Genomic DNA, 18,153 nt, shown 5'->3' on the forward strand with positions numbered 1-18,153 from the left:
AGACAGCACGATTGCTCTATTTGAAGAGTTTGAGCAGTTCGGAGAGAACGATTACGCAGATAGCGAAATAAAGTATCGCCCATATGGCTGAAAACCATGCAAAATTCATCCATTCCATCATTTTCCATGGGCTGGATAGAATCCTGCTCATGATAATACCGGGCGCGCGGATAAGCGGGACGCCTTTCGGCCATGCCGCCCAGAACATAATGCAAAGTACCAGAATAGCGAGCAGCGAGACGAGCGCCATTGCGCCATGTCCGGAGGGCGGGATGGCGATCACAGCGGCAAAAAAGAGCCCGCCGAAGAACAGCTGAATGACAATGAGCGAAAGCATAAACTCCACAAAAAGGAAGCAGCTCAGCCATCGTGGCCTGTTACTTAATCCCATCATGAGAATGTCGCTGAGATACAGGTAAAATACGACGATGACGATAGCCGTTATGCTGACGGCATGATGAACGTCCGGTAGCTGGAATAACGCGTTGAAGGCCAATCCCCAGAACACTAGCAGAAATATGCCCTGCCAACTGAGCGTCAGGCGTCTCTGGCGCATAAACGTCAGCATCGCGGGGTTGAGCCGTTCAGCGATCTCGGGGTAGTAAGACGTAAGATGTTGAGCCTGGGAAACGAGCGCCTGCAGAAGTCCTGGCATCAGGCGAACCCAAAACGGCACATGATCGCGATCGCTTTTCAGTAGCCGAACCGCCGCTTTCGTTAGCAGCGTACCATGCGTTTCCTCGTTTGACATTTGCTGCCAGGCGCGGTTAATTTCCGTCTCCCGCAGGCGCTGCTGGATAGTGTGTTGTATCGGCGCGGGAATAATATGGCTGTAATCATATTCGTCAATCCCCCACGTCAGTAGTCCAGATACTCGTTCAAGAAGCCCTTCCGTGAGCCCTTGCTCTTCAGAGAGCGCTGCAGCCAGATGCTGGTGGAACTGTTGCTGCTGTAGCAAACTCCCCTGCGATGCGACTTTTGCCCATAGCCGGTTCATCGCCACGATCCCTGACATCTCCGTGTTAACCAACCGATGCGCCAGCGCCTGCATTTCTTCGGCGGTATAGAACGTTTTCGCCGTAGGGAGCGTCGCCTCGTCGGCGGAAGTCTGGGGTTGGGGAGGCGTCTCAATCTGTATTGGGGTGGCGCCGCCCCGAGCCTGCTGTTTGGCCGCATCAAAGGCTTCGCGCAATTGTTGATATCCTGTCGGGTCTCTGTCAGGGCGATGCGTTTTGAGCTGCTGGGCGTAGGCGCGACGGATTTCTGCTTCATCGCGTGTCGGGGCGATCCCAAGAACTTGCCAGATATTCACGAGCGTATTTCCTCATCATATGGTCGCAGAAATTGTTCTACGTACCCGCGAATCGTTGCAATACGACGAACATCCTGACTTTCCAGGGCCTGTTCAAACGCCGTCAGTAGCTCGTCAATCCGCTGGCGTTCTTCGCCGAGCAGATGTTCGTACAGGCGTGCGCAGCGTGTCAGTAATACCTGGTTCTCCTGACGATCCCGGGGATGCAGCTTCAGGTCAGTTAGCTTTTGCAGACTGGCGGCTATCTGCTCTTCGCTCATTTGTCCGGGGATTTTTTCGATAACCAGTCGCGATACCGTTGGACTGTTCTTGTAATGGCACTCGACTTCCAGCAGCCCGTCCAGCGTGTAAGTGAAGCGCACGTCGAGCGCCACTTCACCGGCGGGACGGGGCGGGACCTCAACCTGCATTTCTCCAAGGAACACGTTATCCTGCACCCGGCGTCCCTCTCCCTGGTAAATTTTCAGCAGTACCGTGGTCTGGTTATCTTCAACCGTGTTAACGGTCTCCATTTTGCTTACCGGCAAGAAGGTATTGCGCTCAATGAGTGGTAGAAAGAACCCGGGCTCGAGCAGGCCAGCGTGACGTTTAGCCACTTCGACGCCAAGCGAAAAGGGCATGACATCGGTAAGGATAATGTCTTCAACGGCGCTATCAGCCATCACCATTCCCGCCTGCACGCCCGCTCCCAGCGCTACCGCTTCATCAGGATTCAGGTCATGGCGGGGAAAGCGACCGAAAAGCCGGGCGACGGTCTGACGTACGAGGGGCATTCGCGTCGCGCCGCCGACCATCAGGATATGGTCGAGGTCATGCAGTGAGAAGCGGGCATCGTGCAACGCCTGTTGAACCGGGCGCTGTAGCCGCGTCAGCAGCGACTGGCAACAGTCCGCCAGCGCGGCTTCCGTTAGCGTCCAGTGCCATTGGCGACCATCCCACTCAAGGGTGGCTGGCGCATTATCTTCGAGGCTGAGCGTCTGCTTCATGGCATCCGCCTTCGCCAGTAATTCAGCCCTAAGCGCTGGCGATGGCGGTTTGAGTTCAGGGTGCTGGCGTAGCATCCACTGTACGATGGCTTCTGAGAAATCATCCCCACCCAGCTGCACGTCGCCACTGCTGGCACGCACCTCAACCACGCCTTCAAACATATCGATTATGGACACGTCGAAGGTGCCGCCGCCGAGGTCAAAGGTAAGATATTTTTGTTCGCGGTTGTCCAGCAAACCGAAAGCGAGGGAGGCGGCAGTTGGCTCATTGAGCAGGCGCGCGACCTCTAATCCGGCAAGACGGGCCGCATTTTTGACGGCACGCCGTTGCACGTCATTAAAATAGGCCGGGACAGTAATTACCGCTCTGGTCAGCGGTTGTCCAAGCCAGGCTTCTGCATCCTGTTTTAGCTGACGCAGCAGTAGCGCAGATAACTCTTCAGCGCGGAACTGGCGTGTCCCGAGCGAAAGGGTAGCATCGGTTCCCATATACCGTTTAAAGCTTGCCTGCGTCAGCTGCGGAAAGCGCTGCAGGCGGTCACGCGCCGGACGGCCGATCAAAATATTGCCCTGTTCATCAAGACCAATGACTGACGGGGTGAGCACCTCTCCCCACTGGTTTGGGATCAGAACCGATTTACCGTTCTGCCAGAGACTTACCGCGCTGTTGGTTGTCCCGAGGTCAATCCCCATGACCTGCATGGTTGTCATTATTATTCCTTAGATCGCGAAGTCAGATAATAAATGCCCCGCCCGAGCGTGTCGCAGGGGGTAGGGCTGATTTATGCGCCTGTTTCTCTTGTCAGACGACTCACTGCTAATCAGAGGATGATAATATCAGATTGACCACAAAGACTTTCTGGAGATAAACGGCGTTAATTGGGCGTAATCTGCGATGGAGTATGTAAGGTCTCCATATGCGTCAGCGCAGCACTGCATATTTTCAGAAGCTATAGCCCATCTTCAGATAGATACCCGAGTTGTTGTCTTTGCCCATCGCGTATTCGAGGTTGGCGACGATACCCGCTTCCGGTTTAAGCACATACTGGATACCGGCGCCCCAGGCGGGATAGACGTTTTCGCGATCGCCGCATGACAGCTTTTCGCCGTTGACCGAGTCCCCGTACAGGCAGGCGACGCCGACAAACAGGGTCGCCGTCCAGCGTTCCGCCAGCTGGTAGCGCTCCTCGACTTCTACTGACGACATATGCTGCGCCAGGTATTCGCCGGGCGTATAGCCGCGAAGATAAACCGGAGAATAGGCGCCAACCGGCGCGCCGCTGGAGAACTGGTGACGGCTGCGTACCGCCAGCACATTGCCCTCGCCGTGCTGCCAGTAGCCGCGGTAGTCGACGCGGTAAATATCGAAATCCTGCTGTCCGCCCCAGGCGTCCAGATAGGCCATGTTGTTCAGGTTGAGGTACCAGCCTTTGGTTGCCTTGAAGTCGCTGTCGCGGGAGTCATGCATCACTACCGCGCCGACGCCGCCGGATTTGTAGCCCACCAGCCCCATCTCATCAAGGATATCGCTGGTTGCCGGGTCCTGCCCCTGGAGCTCATAGTTGGAAGACGCCGCCTGCGCGCCGATAAACCAGTCGCCCTCCACGCGGTAGAGGTAGCGAAAGAAGGCGAAGCTGTAGTTATCGTTTGTCGCCAGCGACTGGCCGGAGCCGAGGTAGTTTTCGTAATCGTTATTGATATTCCCCACCATCGCGCCGCCCAGGATCCGGTGGCGATCCTCGCCGAAGGATGTTTTCGCAAAGACGTTGGCGATAAGCGATTCCGAGGTGGTGTATTTGGCCGAAACGCCAAACATCGAAGGGCGCGATTTTTCGTCAAAGCGGTGCATATACCCCACCATCAGCCCTCCCGCGGTGTCCAGCTTCGGGCTGGAGCTTAATAAGGGAACGAACAGCCAGGGCGAGGGGGCCTTCTTTTCTTCGCCGTTGTTGGTTTCCGTCCCGGCTGCGGCCGGAAGCGGCATAGCAATAAAGGTGAGCGCCATGGCCAGGCTGAGCGCGAGAATCATAATGGACATCGAAAGCAGAGGCTCCGCAGAAAATGAACGAGAGGTTATTGGTCGCGTCGCATGTCGCGCCGGATGGTATACAGTACCGCTAACCCGGCAACAGAGGTGACGAGCAGGGTGATAAATATCGTGTCGGCAATCAGCCAGTAAGCCTCGGTGTTGAACATGCTCAGGTCCCATAACAAGAAACCCGCGCATTCTGCATGGGTTTATCCGCGAGTTCTTGCGCTTTGGGTGCTAATGGGCAATGAAATGTTTAGCTATTCTTTTTGATTATTTGTGCAGGCGCAGGGCGCTACATACCGGAGAAGAGGTTCATGATGAGGCTGCCGGAGATTATCAGCATCATGGCGAAGACGGCGGGAAGGTCCGGCTTCTGCTTGTAGAGGATCATGGCACACACCGTCACGCCGACGATGCCAAAACCGCACCACAGCGAGTAGGCTATGCCTACCGGAATGGTGCTCATCGCGCGGGTCAGCGCGAAGTAGCACAGCCCATAGGCGCAGACGACCAGCGCCGACGGCGCCGGTCGGCGAAACCCGCGGGTCTTTTTAATCATCGACGTGCCGACAATTTCGGCGCTGACCGACAGCGCCAGCCATAAAAATCCGGGATTACTCATGCGCTTTGTCACGCTCCTCGCGGCCCATTCGGGAAAACAGGTTCATGATGACGATCCCGCAGGCGATAACCACCATACCGACAATGGCGGCGGTATCCGGACGCTGGCCGTAAAACAGCATCCCCAGGGTTGAGACCACCAGGATGCCGGCGCCGGACCAGGTTGCGTACGCCAGGCCGACGGGGATCGTTTTAACCGCCCGGGAGAGCGCGTAGTAGCAGAGACAGTACAGCAGCACCAGCAGCCCCGGCAGCACGATTCTGGTCATGCCTTCGCTGGCGCTCACCATTTTAAGGGCCGAGGTGGCGGAGGTTTCAGCAAGGATAACCAGCAGCATCCATAGCCAGCATTTTGTTTTGGACGACAAGGGGTAAACTCCGGTTAGCGGTCAGGGCGGTATTGCGCAGCATTAGCGGCGCGATTATGCACGAGGTTTGTGACAACCAGATAACGGCGGGGCGCATCAACCGGTGGTTGCGCCTGCCGTCATGTTGACCACCGTCGCCGTCATGGCGCTGGCGCTGTCCGACGCCAGAAACGTCATGACGTCGGCTACCTGCGCAAGCGTCGGCAGGCGTTTTAGCAGAGTGCTGTGCGCGGCGCCGTCGACCCATTCCTCCACCGTGATGCCCATCGCCTGCGCCTTCGGCGCGAAGACCTCAGCGGTGTAAGAACCTGCCTGCACCGCGCCGACAATGGCGTGCGAGCGGACGCAAACAACGCGGATATTGTCGGGAGCCAGTTCGCTGGCGAGCGCCATTGAGAACGCTTCGATACCCGCGCAGCCGACGATGTGCCCGGAATGACCCGGCACCGCCATGGGGCCCGCAGGCGCCACCACCGTGATGAGCGCTCCGGCACGTTTCCCCCCCATATGGGGCGCGACGGCTTTGGCGATGTTGAAGTAGGCGGACAGAAACGGGGTGATGCCCTGCATGAACTCCGTCAGGGTGAGCTCTGCGAGGGTTTTCCCCTGATCGTGCGCAAAGCCGGTCGCATTGACCACGATATCGATACCGCCGATCCTGCGGGCCAGCAGCGCCGTCTGCTGCAGCATGGCCTGTTCATCGAGAACGTCGATGATGCCGATGTCGGCCCTGCCGCCCGCCGTGCGGATGCTGTCCGCCACCCGCTCCAGCCGGTCCTGACGGCGGGCAATGAGACACACCTGCGCCCCTTCGCGCGCCATCGCCTGCGCCACCGCGCTGCCAATAGCGCCGCTTGCGCCGAAAATGACGGCGACTTTGCCTGCGAGCAACATAGCCTGTCTCCTGTCTGCCAGAACCCAGCAAAAGTATGGGTGATAACACGGGTGATGCAAGCGAAGCGGGGTGATGGCGTCCGGCCAGACATTTTACCGCGAGAATGAGAGGTAAGAGACATTTTCCAGCCCGGCGGCGTGATACCTGTAAAGGTGAACCACCCGCGACAACACGGAGAGTTAAAACGATGTCAGATTCTCACACGCTACCAAAATTCGACAGCAGCACCTCATTTACCGGGCTGGATTTTCTCGCCCGCAGCCTGATCAGAATGGAGCAAAACGGCACGCGCCTCGAACCCGGTGATATGGCCGGTAACATGACCGACGAGCAAAGAGAGATTTTTATGGCGCGGGTGGCGTTTCATCGGGATTGCCTGAGCCATAAAAACAGGTAGCGGCTCCGGGGCGCTTTTCACCCACGATACGGCTCGTTAGCGGTATTCTTCATTCATAGCTCACATTTGATCAATTAAATAGGGATTGAATGGATAAACCTTTTGATACCGAAGCAAAATGTAGTCCATATTATAGCCTTGTACATCTCATGGATATTTTAAGGAAAGAATATGTCAGCGGTAATTGATAAAGCACTGGATTTTATTAATGGGATGAACACATCATCTTCAGCGCCACACTCAATGGATGAAAGCACGGCTAAGGGCATTTTCAAGTACCTTAATGAGTTAGGCGCTCCGGCCAGCGCGGCTGATGTCTTTGCCCGAGGCGATCAAGAAGGCTGGAACCCTGGGTTTACTAAAACATTAGCGGGATGGGCGGAACGAATTGAGTCCGGTGAGCGTCTGGTTATTAAGAATCCTGAATACTTTTCATCTTACATGAAGGAAGAGCTGCGCGCCCTGGTATGAGGGGCCACTCTTTAAGAACTTCATTTAGCCAGGTGCTCTCACCTTCGATGTGAGGGCGCCGATATCCTCGGGCCTGTACATAAATTTGTGTAATTACCTGATTTTGATATGTTCAATCCAACATCAAAAGCAGGTTAATTTATGGACGAAAAACAGTTGCAGGCTCTGGCTAACGAACTGGCCAAAAATCTCAAAACCCCTGACGATCTCAGGCAGTTCGATCGCCTGCTCAAGAAAATCAGCGTTGAGGCAGCTCTCAACGCTGAAATGTCCCACCACTTCGGCTACGATAAAAACCAGACCCGGATCACCGGCATGGATAACCAGATCCTGTCGCTGTACGCCAATGACCACCCGCGAGATAGCGGCTGCGTTCAAAGAGCTGTATGACGCTGATGTCTCACCGGTGCTGGTATCGAAAGTGACTGATGCCGTTATGGAACAGGTAATCGAATGGCAAAACCGGCCACAGGATGCGGTGTACCCCATTGTTTATCTTGACTGTATCGTCCTGAAAGTCCGGCATGACAGTCGTGTTATCAACAAATCTGTGCTCCTGGCGCTGGGCATCAACATCGAAGGCCAGAAAGAACTACTGGGTATGTGGCTGGCCGAAAACGAGGGCGCGAAGTTCTGGCTTAACGTACTGACAGAAATGAAAAATCGCGGACTAAACGATATCCTCATCGCCTGTGTTGACGGACTGAAAGGGTTCCCGGATGCTATTAACACAGTCTATCCGGAGGCAAGGATCCAGCTGTGCATCGTGCATAGGGTGCGTAACAGCCTGCGGTTCGTCTCCTGGAAGGACTACAAAGCCGTCACCCGCGACCTGAAAGCCATCTATCAGGCTCCCACGGAAGAAGCAGGTCAGCAGGCTCTGGACGCGTTCGCCGCAGCCTGGGACAGCCGCTATCCACAGATAAGCCGCAGTTGGCAGTCGAACTGGGCCAACCTGGCGATGTTCTTCGCTTACCCGGCAGATGTCCGCAAAGTCATCTACACGACCAATGCCATCGAGTCGCTGAACAGCGTAATCCGGCGTGCCAGCAAAAAGCGTAAGGTGTTCCCGACGGATGACTCAGTGAAAAAGGTTGTGTGGCTGGCAATCCAGGCGGCCTCACAGAAATGGACGATGCCGCTGCGGGACTGGCGTATGGCCATGAGCCGCTTTATTATCGAGTTCGGTGACCGCCTGGACGGCCACTTCTGAGAAAAGGCATTTACACAGGATCGTGTACAGGGTCCGCCATTTACGACATCACCGTCTGGTACAACAGTTTATTCAACGTATGGACATCATCTTCCCGGCTATCCGGCAGGATGGGCGGGATCTCGCCTCGCGCCAGTTCTGCACGGATAAACGCATGCAGTCGCGGACGACGCGGACCATATTCCGCTTCACCCGCCCGCCGTTTGTGTACCAGCAGTTCATCGATCTCCTGACGCAGCGGCGCATCCAGTTCACTTCCCGCCAGCAGTTCAGCAAAGCGCATCGGCGGTACACCCTTACCCGCTTCCACCCAACGTACAGCCAGCAGCGGGCGCAGCACATAGAAGTATTTTTTCAACCGCACGTCCTCGCCCTGCAGGTAGCCGCGAAAGTTTTTCCGCGCCATCGAATAGTAGTGCCAGCGCGCACGAAGCGGTGAGAACCATTGCGGGACCAGCGCCTTCAGCGCCGCGACCGTCTTCTCTTCCTGCTGATAGACGACCGGCGAATCCAGCCACTCGATTAGCGTCGGGTTCGCCCCTTTCAACAACCCCAGGGCTTTGCGCCATTCCCAGCCACAGACGTCCAGTTCATCGTCTATGGGCAGTTCGATCACGTCCCGTGACGCGTTTACCCGCAGATACCATTCCGGCGGATGGACGTATAAAAACCGCACATCGTAATCGCTATCCGGCGAGGCGAATCCCCAGCCGCGACTACCGGATTCGCAGGCATACAGCACCCTGACGCCAAAGCGTTCCTCCACTTCTTTAAGCTGCCGCGATACCCGCTCGCGCATCGCGGCGCTGACTGCATTTCCGGTCATTTTTTTATCCTTTTACACACACGACCTGCCGCAAGGTGTGAACCACCTCCACCAGCGAAGCCTGCGCCGCCATAACGGCATCAATGTCTTTGTAAGCCATCGGAATTTCATCGATCACCTCGCTGTCTTTCCGGCATTCAACATGGGCAGTTGCGCGGATGTGATCGGCCACGGTGAAACGTTTTTTGGCCGCTGTCCGGCTCATGGTTCTTCCGGCGCCATGACTACAGGAGCAGAAACTCTCTTCATTCCCCAGTCCGCGCACGATAAAACTTTTTGCCCCCATTGAACCGGGGATAATCCCCATCTGGCCTTTCTGCGCCGAAACCGCGCCTTTACGCGTCACCAGCACCTCTTCGCCAAAATGGTGTTCTTTCTGGACATAGTTGTGATGGCAATTCACCGCCTCTTGTTGGGTCATAAACGGTTTGCTGACGATACGTGACAGTGCCGCCAGCACGCGGGACATCATCACTTCCCGATTTTGCCGGGCGAAATCCTGCGCCCACTCCACCGCTTCAATGTAATCGTCATAATGACGACTCCCTTCCTGGAAATAGGCCAGGTTTCTGTCCGGCAGGTTCGCAATATGCTGCTGCATATCCTGCTGCGCCAGCGTGATAAACACGTTCCCGATGGCATTCCCCACGCCACGGGAGCCGCTGTGCAGCATCACCCATACGCGTTGTTGTTCATCCAGGCACACCTCAATAAAGTGGTTGCCGGTTCCTAACGTTCCCAGATGCTGATGGTTATTGGTTTTCAGCAACTGCGGGTATTTATCGGTCAGGCGTTTAAAACGCGGCGCCAGTTGCCCCCAGTGAGCACTCACTTCTTCCGGCGGTGTTTCCCATGCGCCTTTATCGCGACGGGAACGCGTATTGGTGCGCCCATGTGGCACCGCCTGCTCAATCGCGCTACGCAGCCCGTTGAGGTTATCCGGCAAATCGCCAGCCAGGAGCGAGGTGCGCACGGCTATCATGCCGCAGCCAATATCCACCCCTACCGCCGCAGGAATAATCGCCCCTTTGGTCGGGATAACGCTGCCAATGGTTGACCCTTTGCCGAGATGCACATCCGGCATCACTGCCAGATGTTTAAAAATAAACGGCATTTTCGCCGTATTCAGCAATTGCTGGCGCGCCTCAGGTTCCACAGGGACCCCGTGGGTCCACATTTTCACCGGCGCCGCGTTTTGCGACGCCAAAAGCTCATACTCGTTATGCGGCATACTCTTATCCTTTAATATTCACTAAGCCGTGCAGAACCTGGTCCAGACCACCGAATACCGATATTTTATCGATACGTTCCGCCACTCTTTCGAGGGTTTCCAGCTCTTTTAAACGCAGCGCCACCGGATTGTTTTCCATCACTTTTGCGGTGTTCAACAGCGAACGCGTCGCCGCAGTCTCTTCACGTCGGCGGATCACGTTGGCCTGCGCCGATTTCTCCGCTTCAACCAGACGGGAGAGTATGGTTTTCATATCACCCGGCAACACGATATCTTTCACCCCTAGCGAGGCCACCTCGATACCATAAGGCGTCATACGGTTTTTCACCTGTGCGCTCACCACGTCGTCAATGATCTGCTTATCTTCCAGCAATTCATCCAGGGTTCGCGTTCCGACGGCCTCACGCAGGGCAAACTGCAATTCACGGTAGAGGTGATCCAACGGTTTGGTGAGCTGCGCAAATGCCTGTAACACATCGCTATAGCGCCAGTTCGCCGCCAGATTCAGACGCAGATTGACCTTATCCTTGGTCAAAATCTCTTGCCCACCCACTTCCAGCACCTGTAAGCGGGTATCCACCACTTCCACGTCAACCAGATGATTGACCTTCCAGTACGCCGTCAGACCTGGCGGCAACAAAGCCTGCGTCTCGCCATCAATTTTCAGTACACCCGCATGCCAGGCGGGAACCTGCACGGCGAGCATCGCATCACGGCCTTTTACGGCGCCACTGCGTCGTGGTTGCAGCACCGCATTCATCACCCCGGCAGGTACCTGAACCTGACGGGTATCCATTCGTACCAGTTTCAGCGCCTCGTCAGCCCGCCAGTACAAACGGCGTGTTGAGGGCGGTACGATCTCCTGCAACACGTCGTTCATGTACAACGCACCCACTTCGGCATCGGTTAAATCCACTGCCAGGCTGTAACGCGCAACCCACTCAGGCTGAAAGCGACGTAAGTACTCTGCCAGCGTTTCCGGTACTTCACTGCCATCCAGATTAACGACGAGCACCTGCGGCGTGCTGAACCACGGCAGACGGTGTTCTCCGGCCTCCAGAACCTGATAGTAGTCGCCATTTTTAGCCAGTAACCCTAACTGGCCTTTACGTATAGTGATTTTCTTAGCCATAACTTTTTTCCTTTTAAAAAATCAGATGCGGGTGCAGAGGCGAAGCCACAGGGGAATTCCTTTTTGCCTGCGACACGGCGACATTACCGGCTACCTGTCTTTGGGAGGTTAACCATCCAACACCCCGTTTTTACTTCTTTGATTAACAACCAGTTTCATTGGGAGTATGAATCGGGAATCGAACCCATTGTTCAGGTGTCATCGGTTGACGGAACACATCGGGAATACAGCCTGTGCCGTTCCTGAGGTGCCGGCGGGGTTCAACCCCCTGCGCTTTCAACGTATTGACAGAAAAGTTATTGCCAGAAGCGTGCCAGGAACAAAGATTTGCAAAATAATTTACTATTTAATTGATTTATAATGAATTATTTTTTATCCGGAGATTAAGGATTGCGGCGCTGAGTAGATTTTTTTATCTTTATATATCGATATTTATCCTGTGAGATAAAAATGAAAAAACGGCGGGTGGTGATTGGCGTTCTGGGGACGGTGCTGGACAGGCGAGGCAAACGGACAAATCGCTTTAAAAAATGGCGGCCCACGGTCGGCCTGTGCCAACAACCAGATATGCCGGTCGATCGTCTGGAGCTCATCCATCAACCACACGATGCCGGGATGTGCCAGCAACTGATTGAGGACATCAATTTACTCTCACCGCAGACGGCAGTGCGTTCGCATGCCATTGCCATCTCAGACCCGTGGGATTTTGAAGAGGTCTACGCCGCATTTCTCGATTTCGCCACTCACTACGACTTTGATACCGAAAACGAAGAGTATCTGGTGCATATCACTACGGGGACTCACGTTGCGCAGATATGCTGGTTTCTGTTGACGGAAGCCCGCTATCTGCCAGCCAGCCTGTTGCAAACCGGCCCGGCCGTCAGGGGTGCCACGGAGGAGGCGATCCCTGTGGGTATCTGCTCGGTGATCGATCTCGATTTAAGCCGCTATACCACGCTCACCAGCCGCTTTCAGCGCGAACAGCAGCAGTCGGTTTCTTTTTTGAAAGCCGGTATTGATACGCGTAATGCCACGTTCAACAAGCTGATTGACCGTATAGAGCGCGTGGCGCTGCGTTCCGGCGATCCCATTCTGCTGACCGGTCCCACCGGGGCGGGTAAATCCTTCCTCGCCAGGCGTATTTACGAGCTTCGCCAGTCCCGGCACCTGGTTGCCGGAAAACTGGTCGCCGTAAACTGCGCCACTCTGCGCGGCGACAACGCCATGTCCACGCTGTTTGGTCATGTGAAAGGCGCTTTTACGGGGGCGCTGACACCCCGTAGCGGTCTTTTACGTGAAGCCGATGGCGGCGTGTTATTTCTCGACGAGATCGCCGAACTGGGGCTGGATGAACAGGCGATGTTGCTGAAAGCGATTGAGGAAAAAACCTTTTTCCCGTTCGGTTCGGATAAAGAAGTTCACAGCGATTTCCAGTTGATTGCGGGAACCCACCGCGATATGCCGCAGTGGGTCGCAGAGGGGCGTTTTCGTGAAGATCTCTATGCCCGTATTAACATGTGGAGTTTTGCCCTGCCCGGACTTGCGCAGCGACGGGAAGATATTGCCCCCAACGTGGAGTTTGAACTTCAGCGTTTTTCCAGCAGTCAGCAGACCCAGATTCGTTTCGATAAAGAGGCGCGTGAACGCTATCTGACGTTTGCCTGTTCAGCGCAGTCGCAGTGGCGCGGTAACTTCCGCGAGCTGGGTTCATCCGTTGCCCGCATGGCAACGCTGGCCGAACAGGGACGCATCACGACAGACCTTGTTGACGAAGAAATTGCCTTACTGAAGGCGAGCTGGCAGGTCACGCCATCGCAACCAGCACTGGAGATGGAGATTGACCTTTTCGATCGCCGCCAACTGGAAACCGTGCTTGAAGTGTGTCGTCGTAGCACGTCATTGTCGGAAGCCGGTCGTGAACTGTTCGCGGTTTCCCGTCAGAAGAAAACCAATCCCAACGATGCAGATCGCTTACGTAAGTACCTGGCGCGTTTTGGAATGCGCTGGGAAAATCTCAAATAAGGGAATTGAGTATAATTTGTTTGAATAATCCCCCTCCGCGCGATAAATAATAACTATGGTCAGGTTCGATCCTGACCGGTTTATAACAAGCAAACACCCCATACGTGCAAGGAAAACAGCAATATGATCCTACCTACGTAATGTGGACACAGCTCTAAGCGAGGTTCTGGTTTTCAAATTGCTCCGGGCTTAGACCGCCGCACGCACTGTGGCGACGCCAGCGATTGTAGTCACACTCAATATAATTAAACACCGTCGTCCGCATTATTTCTCTGCTGGTAAAGTGTTCTCCGTGAATACATTCCACTTTCAGCGAATGAAAGAAGCTTTCCACACAGGCATTGTCATAACAGCAACCTTTTGCGCTCATGCTCCCCCGCAGATTATGGCGTTTCAGTAACGTCTTATAATCCGCTGAACAGTACTGACCACTGCGGTCCGTGTGAACAATGACATTTTCCGGACGTTTACGCCGTCAGAGCGCCATTTGCAGTGCATCGCAGACAAGTTGTGCTGTCATACGCGACGACATTGACCAGCCGATGACAGCACGCGACCACAGATCTATGACCACCGCCAGGTATAACCAACCTTCATCTGTACGTAAGTAGGTGATATCACCTGCCCACTTCTGGTTTGGGCCACTGGCGTAAAAATCCTGTTTCAGCAGGTTCTCTGACACGGGCAAGCCGTGCTCACAGTAACTGACCGGACTGAACTTGCGGGCCGCTTTCGCCCGCACTCCCTGACGACGCAGGCACCAGACATACCAACCGCTGCGGGCAACCCGAAGCACCCGGCACATGGCTTTGACGCTGAACTCTGCCCGGTGGTTTTCGATAAAGACATACTTCATTTCAGGCGCTTCGCGAAGTATGTCGCGGCCTTTTGGAGAATGGCGAGTTCCTCAGCCTGCTCCGCCAGTTGCTGCTTGAGGCGTGCATTTTCAGCAGCCAGTTCACTTTCACGCTCCGACGAGGTCATTTGTTGATGTTGTTTGCTGGGCCTGGCATAAAGCTGAGATTCATAGAGACTAAGTTCACGGGCTGCGGCAGCCACACCAATACGCTCAGCAAGCTTCAGGGCTTCATTGCGAAATTCAGGTGTGTGCTTCTTACGTGTTTTTTTGCTGGTTAATGCTGGTTTTGTCATGAGTTACCTCTGGTTGAGAGTTTACTCACTTAGTCGCGTGTCCACTATTCGCGGGTAGGATCAATTGACTGTTACTAGAAGTCCAGAGACAAAATCCATGAATTGTTCACCGCCTTTTTATCGCCACTCAAAAAAAGATAACAAAAAGGCCACTCAGGAGAGTGGCCTAACTGTATGTATTTAATACTTAAATTTGGTGGCCCCTGTTGGGTTTGAACCAACGACCAAGCGATTATGAGTCATAAAATAGGCATGTTTCTAATCGTTCGCTATTGACGCTTATTGTATTTTTAATTGTCTATAATCAATCGGTTATGATGTTGTTTTTGTTTCTGATTGGTTGTCTCGTCTCCCCATTGTACTATCGTTACCTGACCCATTACCTGACCCAAAATGGGCATCGGGTCAGGTAACGCTTATCCTTAGAAAGGTAACCTCATGGCCGCTAATCTTACCGAGACTGCTATACGCGGATTGAAGACAAAAAGCACGTCGTACTACGTGTGGAACAATAGTGCTCAGCGTGGTACCGGCAGGCTTGGCGTTAAGGTTCAGCCTTCAGGCAGCAAAGTTTTTTATTTCCGTTACTACGTTGAGAAAGGGAAGAAAGAGAAATTCATTCAGTTGGGCATCTGGCCTGAGATGAAACTGGTGACGGCCAATGAGCTGGCGAAAAAATATGGTGCCTGGCTTATTGAAGGAAAAGAACCTCAGCAAGAGCTTGAGCAACAGCGCCTGGCCGAGCAGCACATCATGCAGCTTCATCGCTCGCAGGGCTCGTTTAAAGAGCTGGTACATGGCTACGTTAACAAGATGAAGCTCGACAATAAGCGGACCTGGGCCGATGTTCTGAAGCGTCTTGAAAAAGAGTGCTATTCAGTCATTCCTCGTGAGACCAAAGCGAAAGATGTCACGCCCTTACAGATCAAAACGATCTTGTCAGCCATTATCCAGCGTGATGCGGTGGTCCATGCAAACCGAATTCGTTCCTATCTGATGGCGGCATTCAACTACGGGCTTAAAGCCGATAACGATCCGATGAATACTAGCGTGGGCATTACGTTTGGGCTTGAAGTTAATCCGGTATCGGCTATACCGAAGCAGTCCTCAGCGGAGAAAGTCGGTGATATATGGCTAACGCTGGAAGAACTACGAGTCGTCATGGAGCAGTTCGCTAAGGCAACTAACGTTGGGCCTTTGATGCAGCATCTCATCCGATTCTGTGTTTATGCGGGCGGGCAGCGTCCATTCGAAATGATTGCCAGCCAGTGGAGCGCGATTGACTGGCAGCAGAAGACGTTGCTGGTTATTGCCGATGTATCGAAAAACAAGCGTGAACACCTGATCCCGCTGACTGAATCGGCGTTACAGGAATTAGCCTCAGTGAAAGAGTTGACTAAGGAAAGTAACAGTCCCTACATCTTCCCACTCTCGACTAACGGCGAGCGACCGGTGCGCACCGACAGTCTGGCGCGTTCCATCATGTATTTCAGAGCTTTTAATCCTGAATTTAAAGTATTCACAGCGCGAGATTTACGTCGGACCTGTAAAACGTTAATGGGGGAAGCAGGGATCAGCAAAGAGATCCGCGACCGTATCCAGAATCACGCTTTGAATGACGTCAGCTCGAAACACTATGATCGTTATGATTACTTACCTGAAAAGCGCAGGGCGCTTGAGATCTGGGAAGATAGGGTCAACAACTATCAGCGACAGCAGGAAAATAACGTTGTGAACTTGTTTGGACGGAGGCAAGAGCTTGGCAAAATATGAGCTTAATTCAGCAGAAGAGCGGTATCAACCGGGCTCTGGAGACTTGGTGCTGGCTAATAAGTTAGGGATCACTGATGAAGAGGAAATGGAGGCGCTGGAATCTGGCTTGCTGCTGATGCTTTATGAACAGCTATTTATCGAAGGCCAGCCGCCAGCGGCGCTGGCTTTTGAGCATATCAGTGGCTGGCATCGTCAATGGCTGGGGAATGTATACGACTGGGCGGGGAGATTGCGTAATGCCAACTTAACTAAGGACGGTTTCCAGTTTGCCGCTGCCGACAGAATTCCACTGCTTCTGGATGGTTTCGAGAGGCAATTTCTCTCTAGGTCTGGTGAGCTGAAATCTCTGGCTCGTCCAGAGCTGGTTCGTTATCTGGCTGAATGTCATGTGGAATTTATTTTGATCCATCCATTCAGAGAAGGTAACGGGCGTCTGTCGCGGCTTCTTTGCGATGTGCTGGCTGTGTTGGCGGGGAAGGGCTTACTGGACTATAGCCTGTGGGATGAGCACAAGGCATTTTACTTCAAGGCGATACAGGCAGGCGTATCAGGGAACTACAGCCCCATGATGCAACTGGTGAGCGATATATTGCCAGATTAACGGGCGAGGCCAACGGCTTTCGCCTGTGCCTGATTTTTTTTGAGTTGCTGCTCAATCTTTTGCACAGAAGCACCGGTTTCTATCGCGGTCGAGCTGGCAACGGCGCGGTAGATTTGAGCTTTTGTGATAGGCGATTTTTTCATGTAGTCATGTCTCCTTGCGTTATTCTGGAAATTTTAGAGGGTAATGAGAATGCTTGCAAGGTATAGACTGAGTTCCACTTTAAGTTATATAAATCAATATATAAAGCACGTATAGTGCAAGCGGCGAAGCATCACACAGGACGACCAGTTAAATGACCTCAAAGCAGCCCGACTTTTACCCTCTGTCTATGGCATCTGAAAAGTATCATATCATGCCTGACAATATACTGAATGACTGGCTTGATCATAAGGTTCCACTCTACATTCGGTTGGATGCTTTGCCATGCCGGATTGTCCGATATATTGGCGGTGACAACTTTCTTTTGAAACATTGGAAACAGAAAATAAAAAGCGGAGTAGATTATTATCAGCACGAAGCCATGCCGGAATTTAAGATAAGGCAGTTTTACCCAGAGAAAAATGCAGAAATAGAGGCCCAACTTTTGGAAGGGGACCTGGGATTATGCCGTTATACCTATAATGGGCTCGCACATGGTTACTGGCGGGTAAAGGCTACACCTGTAACCCGTTTTGCTGAAGGTCCTTATGTGCTGACAGATATGGATACTGTCAGAGAAAATAATAATATTGCAGGTGCGATTGCGGTATATGGTAAAGACAACTGGGATTATTTGATATTTCCGAGTGAAGTTTTCCGAGATAAATCAGAACTGTTTTTTAATGCAAATGAGTTGCCACTACAAAGCGGAGAAAACATGTCCGGTGAGAAAAAAGAAAAACAAACCCGCATTTCAAGGCCAGAAAGAATAGCTCTGTATGTCATGCTGAAAGAGCATTATCTTGATGGCAATGGTGAGGTTAATTTTTCAAAAATGGCGGAAATGCTTACGGTGACTGCCGGAAAACATGGATTTAGTGACTCATTTAGTGATGACACCATCGCTAAGTGGATAAAACGTATTGAGAATGAAAATCAATAGCTAGCCTTCCGTTGGTAATGAAACGTCAGAATGGCGC

The 18,153-nt window shown here is 53.3% G+C and carries 17 protein-coding genes and 2 pseudogenes; 7 read left to right on the top strand and 12 right to left on the bottom strand.

Annotated elements, in window-relative coordinates; translation table 11 throughout:
• Positions 1 to 16: 16 nt before the first annotated feature.
• From ENTCL_RS03280 to ENTCL_RS03305, 7 genes are all read right to left on the bottom strand, one after another.
• On the bottom strand, positions 17 to 1,312 hold the full coding sequence (locus tag ENTCL_RS03280) for a J domain-containing protein (RefSeq protein ID WP_013364682.1): 1,296 nt from the start codon (positions 1,310 to 1,312) through the stop codon (positions 17 to 19).
• Entirely contained in the window at positions 1,309 to 3,009 is a 1,701-nt protein-coding gene (locus ENTCL_RS03285) for an Hsp70 family protein (protein WP_013364683.1), read from the bottom strand. Before ENTCL_RS03285 ends, ENTCL_RS03280 begins: the two co-directional genes overlap by 4 nt.
• A gap of 232 nt (positions 3,010 to 3,241) precedes the next feature.
• The gene (locus ENTCL_RS03290) at positions 3,242 to 4,336 is read right to left on the bottom strand and encodes a BamA/TamA family outer membrane protein (RefSeq protein WP_013364684.1); all 1,095 of its coding nucleotides are present in this window, start codon (positions 4,334 to 4,336) and stop codon (positions 3,242 to 3,244) included.
• A gap of 35 nt (positions 4,337 to 4,371) precedes the next feature.
• Complete coding sequence (locus tag ENTCL_RS24025) at positions 4,372 to 4,494, bottom strand: hypothetical protein (protein WP_013364685.1); 123 nt, start codon at positions 4,492 to 4,494, stop codon at positions 4,372 to 4,374.
• Between the two features lie 128 nt (positions 4,495 to 4,622).
• Complete coding sequence (locus tag ENTCL_RS03295; protein ID WP_013364686.1) at positions 4,623 to 4,952, bottom strand: DMT family transporter; 330 nt, start codon at positions 4,950 to 4,952, stop codon at positions 4,623 to 4,625.
• Positions 4,945 to 5,319 (bottom strand): DMT family transporter, encoded by a 375-nt coding sequence (locus ENTCL_RS03300; protein ID WP_013364687.1) that lies wholly within the window; start codon positions 5,317 to 5,319, stop codon positions 4,945 to 4,947. The genes ENTCL_RS03295 and ENTCL_RS03300 overlap by 8 nt, the downstream gene beginning before the upstream one ends.
• Positions 5,320 to 5,415: 96 nt before the next feature.
• The gene (locus ENTCL_RS03305) at positions 5,416 to 6,213 is read right to left on the bottom strand and encodes an SDR family NAD(P)-dependent oxidoreductase (protein ID WP_013364688.1); all 798 of its coding nucleotides are present in this window, start codon (positions 6,211 to 6,213) and stop codon (positions 5,416 to 5,418) included.
• Between the two features lie 188 nt (positions 6,214 to 6,401).
• On the opposite strand from ENTCL_RS03305, the gene ENTCL_RS03310 reads away from it, so the two are divergent.
• The 3 genes and pseudogenes from ENTCL_RS03310 (at position 6,402) to ENTCL_RS03320 (ending at position 8,295) form a co-directional block, all read left to right on the top strand.
• Positions 6,402 to 6,611: a hypothetical protein gene (locus ENTCL_RS03310; protein ID WP_013364689.1), complete on the top strand. Its 210-nt coding sequence runs from the start codon at positions 6,402 to 6,404 to the stop codon at positions 6,609 to 6,611.
• A 171-nt stretch (positions 6,612 to 6,782) separates the two neighbouring features.
• Positions 6,783 to 7,082: a DUF1889 family protein gene (locus ENTCL_RS03315; RefSeq protein ID WP_013364690.1), complete on the top strand. Its 300-nt coding sequence runs from the start codon at positions 6,783 to 6,785 to the stop codon at positions 7,080 to 7,082.
• A 141-nt stretch (positions 7,083 to 7,223) separates the two neighbouring features.
• A pseudogene (locus ENTCL_RS03320) lies at positions 7,224 to 8,295 on the top strand (IS256 family transposase).
• Between the two features lie 40 nt (positions 8,296 to 8,335).
• Here the strand turns inward: ENTCL_RS03320 and ENTCL_RS03325 are convergent.
• Genes ENTCL_RS03325 through ENTCL_RS03335 form a run of 3 tightly spaced genes read right to left on the bottom strand, consistent with a single transcriptional unit; the run spans position 8,336 to position 11,484 of the window.
• The gene (locus tag ENTCL_RS03325) at positions 8,336 to 9,121 is read right to left on the bottom strand and encodes a nucleotidyltransferase domain-containing protein (RefSeq protein ID WP_013364691.1); all 786 of its coding nucleotides are present in this window, start codon (positions 9,119 to 9,121) and stop codon (positions 8,336 to 8,338) included.
• Positions 9,122 to 9,125: 4 nt separating this feature from the next.
• Complete coding sequence (locus ENTCL_RS03330; protein ID WP_013364692.1) at positions 9,126 to 10,352, bottom strand: RtcB family protein; 1,227 nt, start codon at positions 10,350 to 10,352, stop codon at positions 9,126 to 9,128.
• Between the two features lie 4 nt (positions 10,353 to 10,356).
• Positions 10,357 to 11,484, bottom strand: a complete 1,128-nt coding sequence (locus tag ENTCL_RS03335; protein ID WP_013364693.1) for a slipin family protein — start codon at positions 11,482 to 11,484, stop codon at positions 10,357 to 10,359.
• 450 nt (positions 11,485 to 11,934) lie between these two features.
• Between ENTCL_RS03335 and rtcR the strand changes: the two genes are divergently transcribed.
• Positions 11,935 to 13,506: an RNA repair transcriptional activator RtcR gene (gene rtcR / locus ENTCL_RS03340; protein ID WP_013364694.1), complete on the top strand. Its 1,572-nt coding sequence runs from the start codon at positions 11,935 to 11,937 to the stop codon at positions 13,504 to 13,506.
• A gap of 154 nt (positions 13,507 to 13,660) precedes the next feature.
• Here the strand turns inward: rtcR and ENTCL_RS03345 are convergent.
• A pseudogene (locus tag ENTCL_RS03345) lies at positions 13,661 to 14,658 on the bottom strand (IS3 family transposase).
• Positions 14,659 to 15,096: 438 nt separating this feature from the next.
• Here ENTCL_RS03345 and ENTCL_RS03355 point away from each other — a divergent pair.
• Complete coding sequence (locus tag ENTCL_RS03355) at positions 15,097 to 16,431, top strand: tyrosine-type recombinase/integrase (protein ID WP_013364696.1); 1,335 nt, start codon at positions 15,097 to 15,099, stop codon at positions 16,429 to 16,431.
• A complete protein-coding gene (locus ENTCL_RS03360) occupies positions 16,418 to 17,032 on the top strand; it encodes a Fic/DOC family protein (RefSeq protein WP_238981787.1) in 615 nt (204 codons plus the stop codon). Before ENTCL_RS03355 ends, ENTCL_RS03360 begins: the two co-directional genes overlap by 14 nt.
• On the opposite strand, the gene ENTCL_RS23880 is transcribed toward ENTCL_RS03360, so the two are convergent.
• On the bottom strand, positions 17,029 to 17,175 hold the full coding sequence (locus ENTCL_RS23880; protein WP_013364698.1) for a hypothetical protein: 147 nt from the start codon (positions 17,173 to 17,175) through the stop codon (positions 17,029 to 17,031). The two genes, ENTCL_RS03360 and ENTCL_RS23880, sit on opposite strands and share 4 nt — an antisense overlap.
• A gap of 152 nt (positions 17,176 to 17,327) precedes the next feature.
• Here ENTCL_RS23880 and ENTCL_RS03365 point away from each other — a divergent pair, with 152 nt between their 5' ends.
• A complete protein-coding gene (locus tag ENTCL_RS03365; protein WP_013364699.1) occupies positions 17,328 to 18,116 on the top strand; it encodes a hypothetical protein in 789 nt (262 codons plus the stop codon).
• Positions 18,117 to 18,153: the final 37 nt, after the last annotated feature.

The organism is [Enterobacter] lignolyticus SCF1 (assembly GCF_000164865.1).
GTDB classification, from domain to species: Bacteria; Pseudomonadota; Gammaproteobacteria; order Enterobacterales; family Enterobacteriaceae; genus Enterobacter_B; species Enterobacter_B lignolyticus.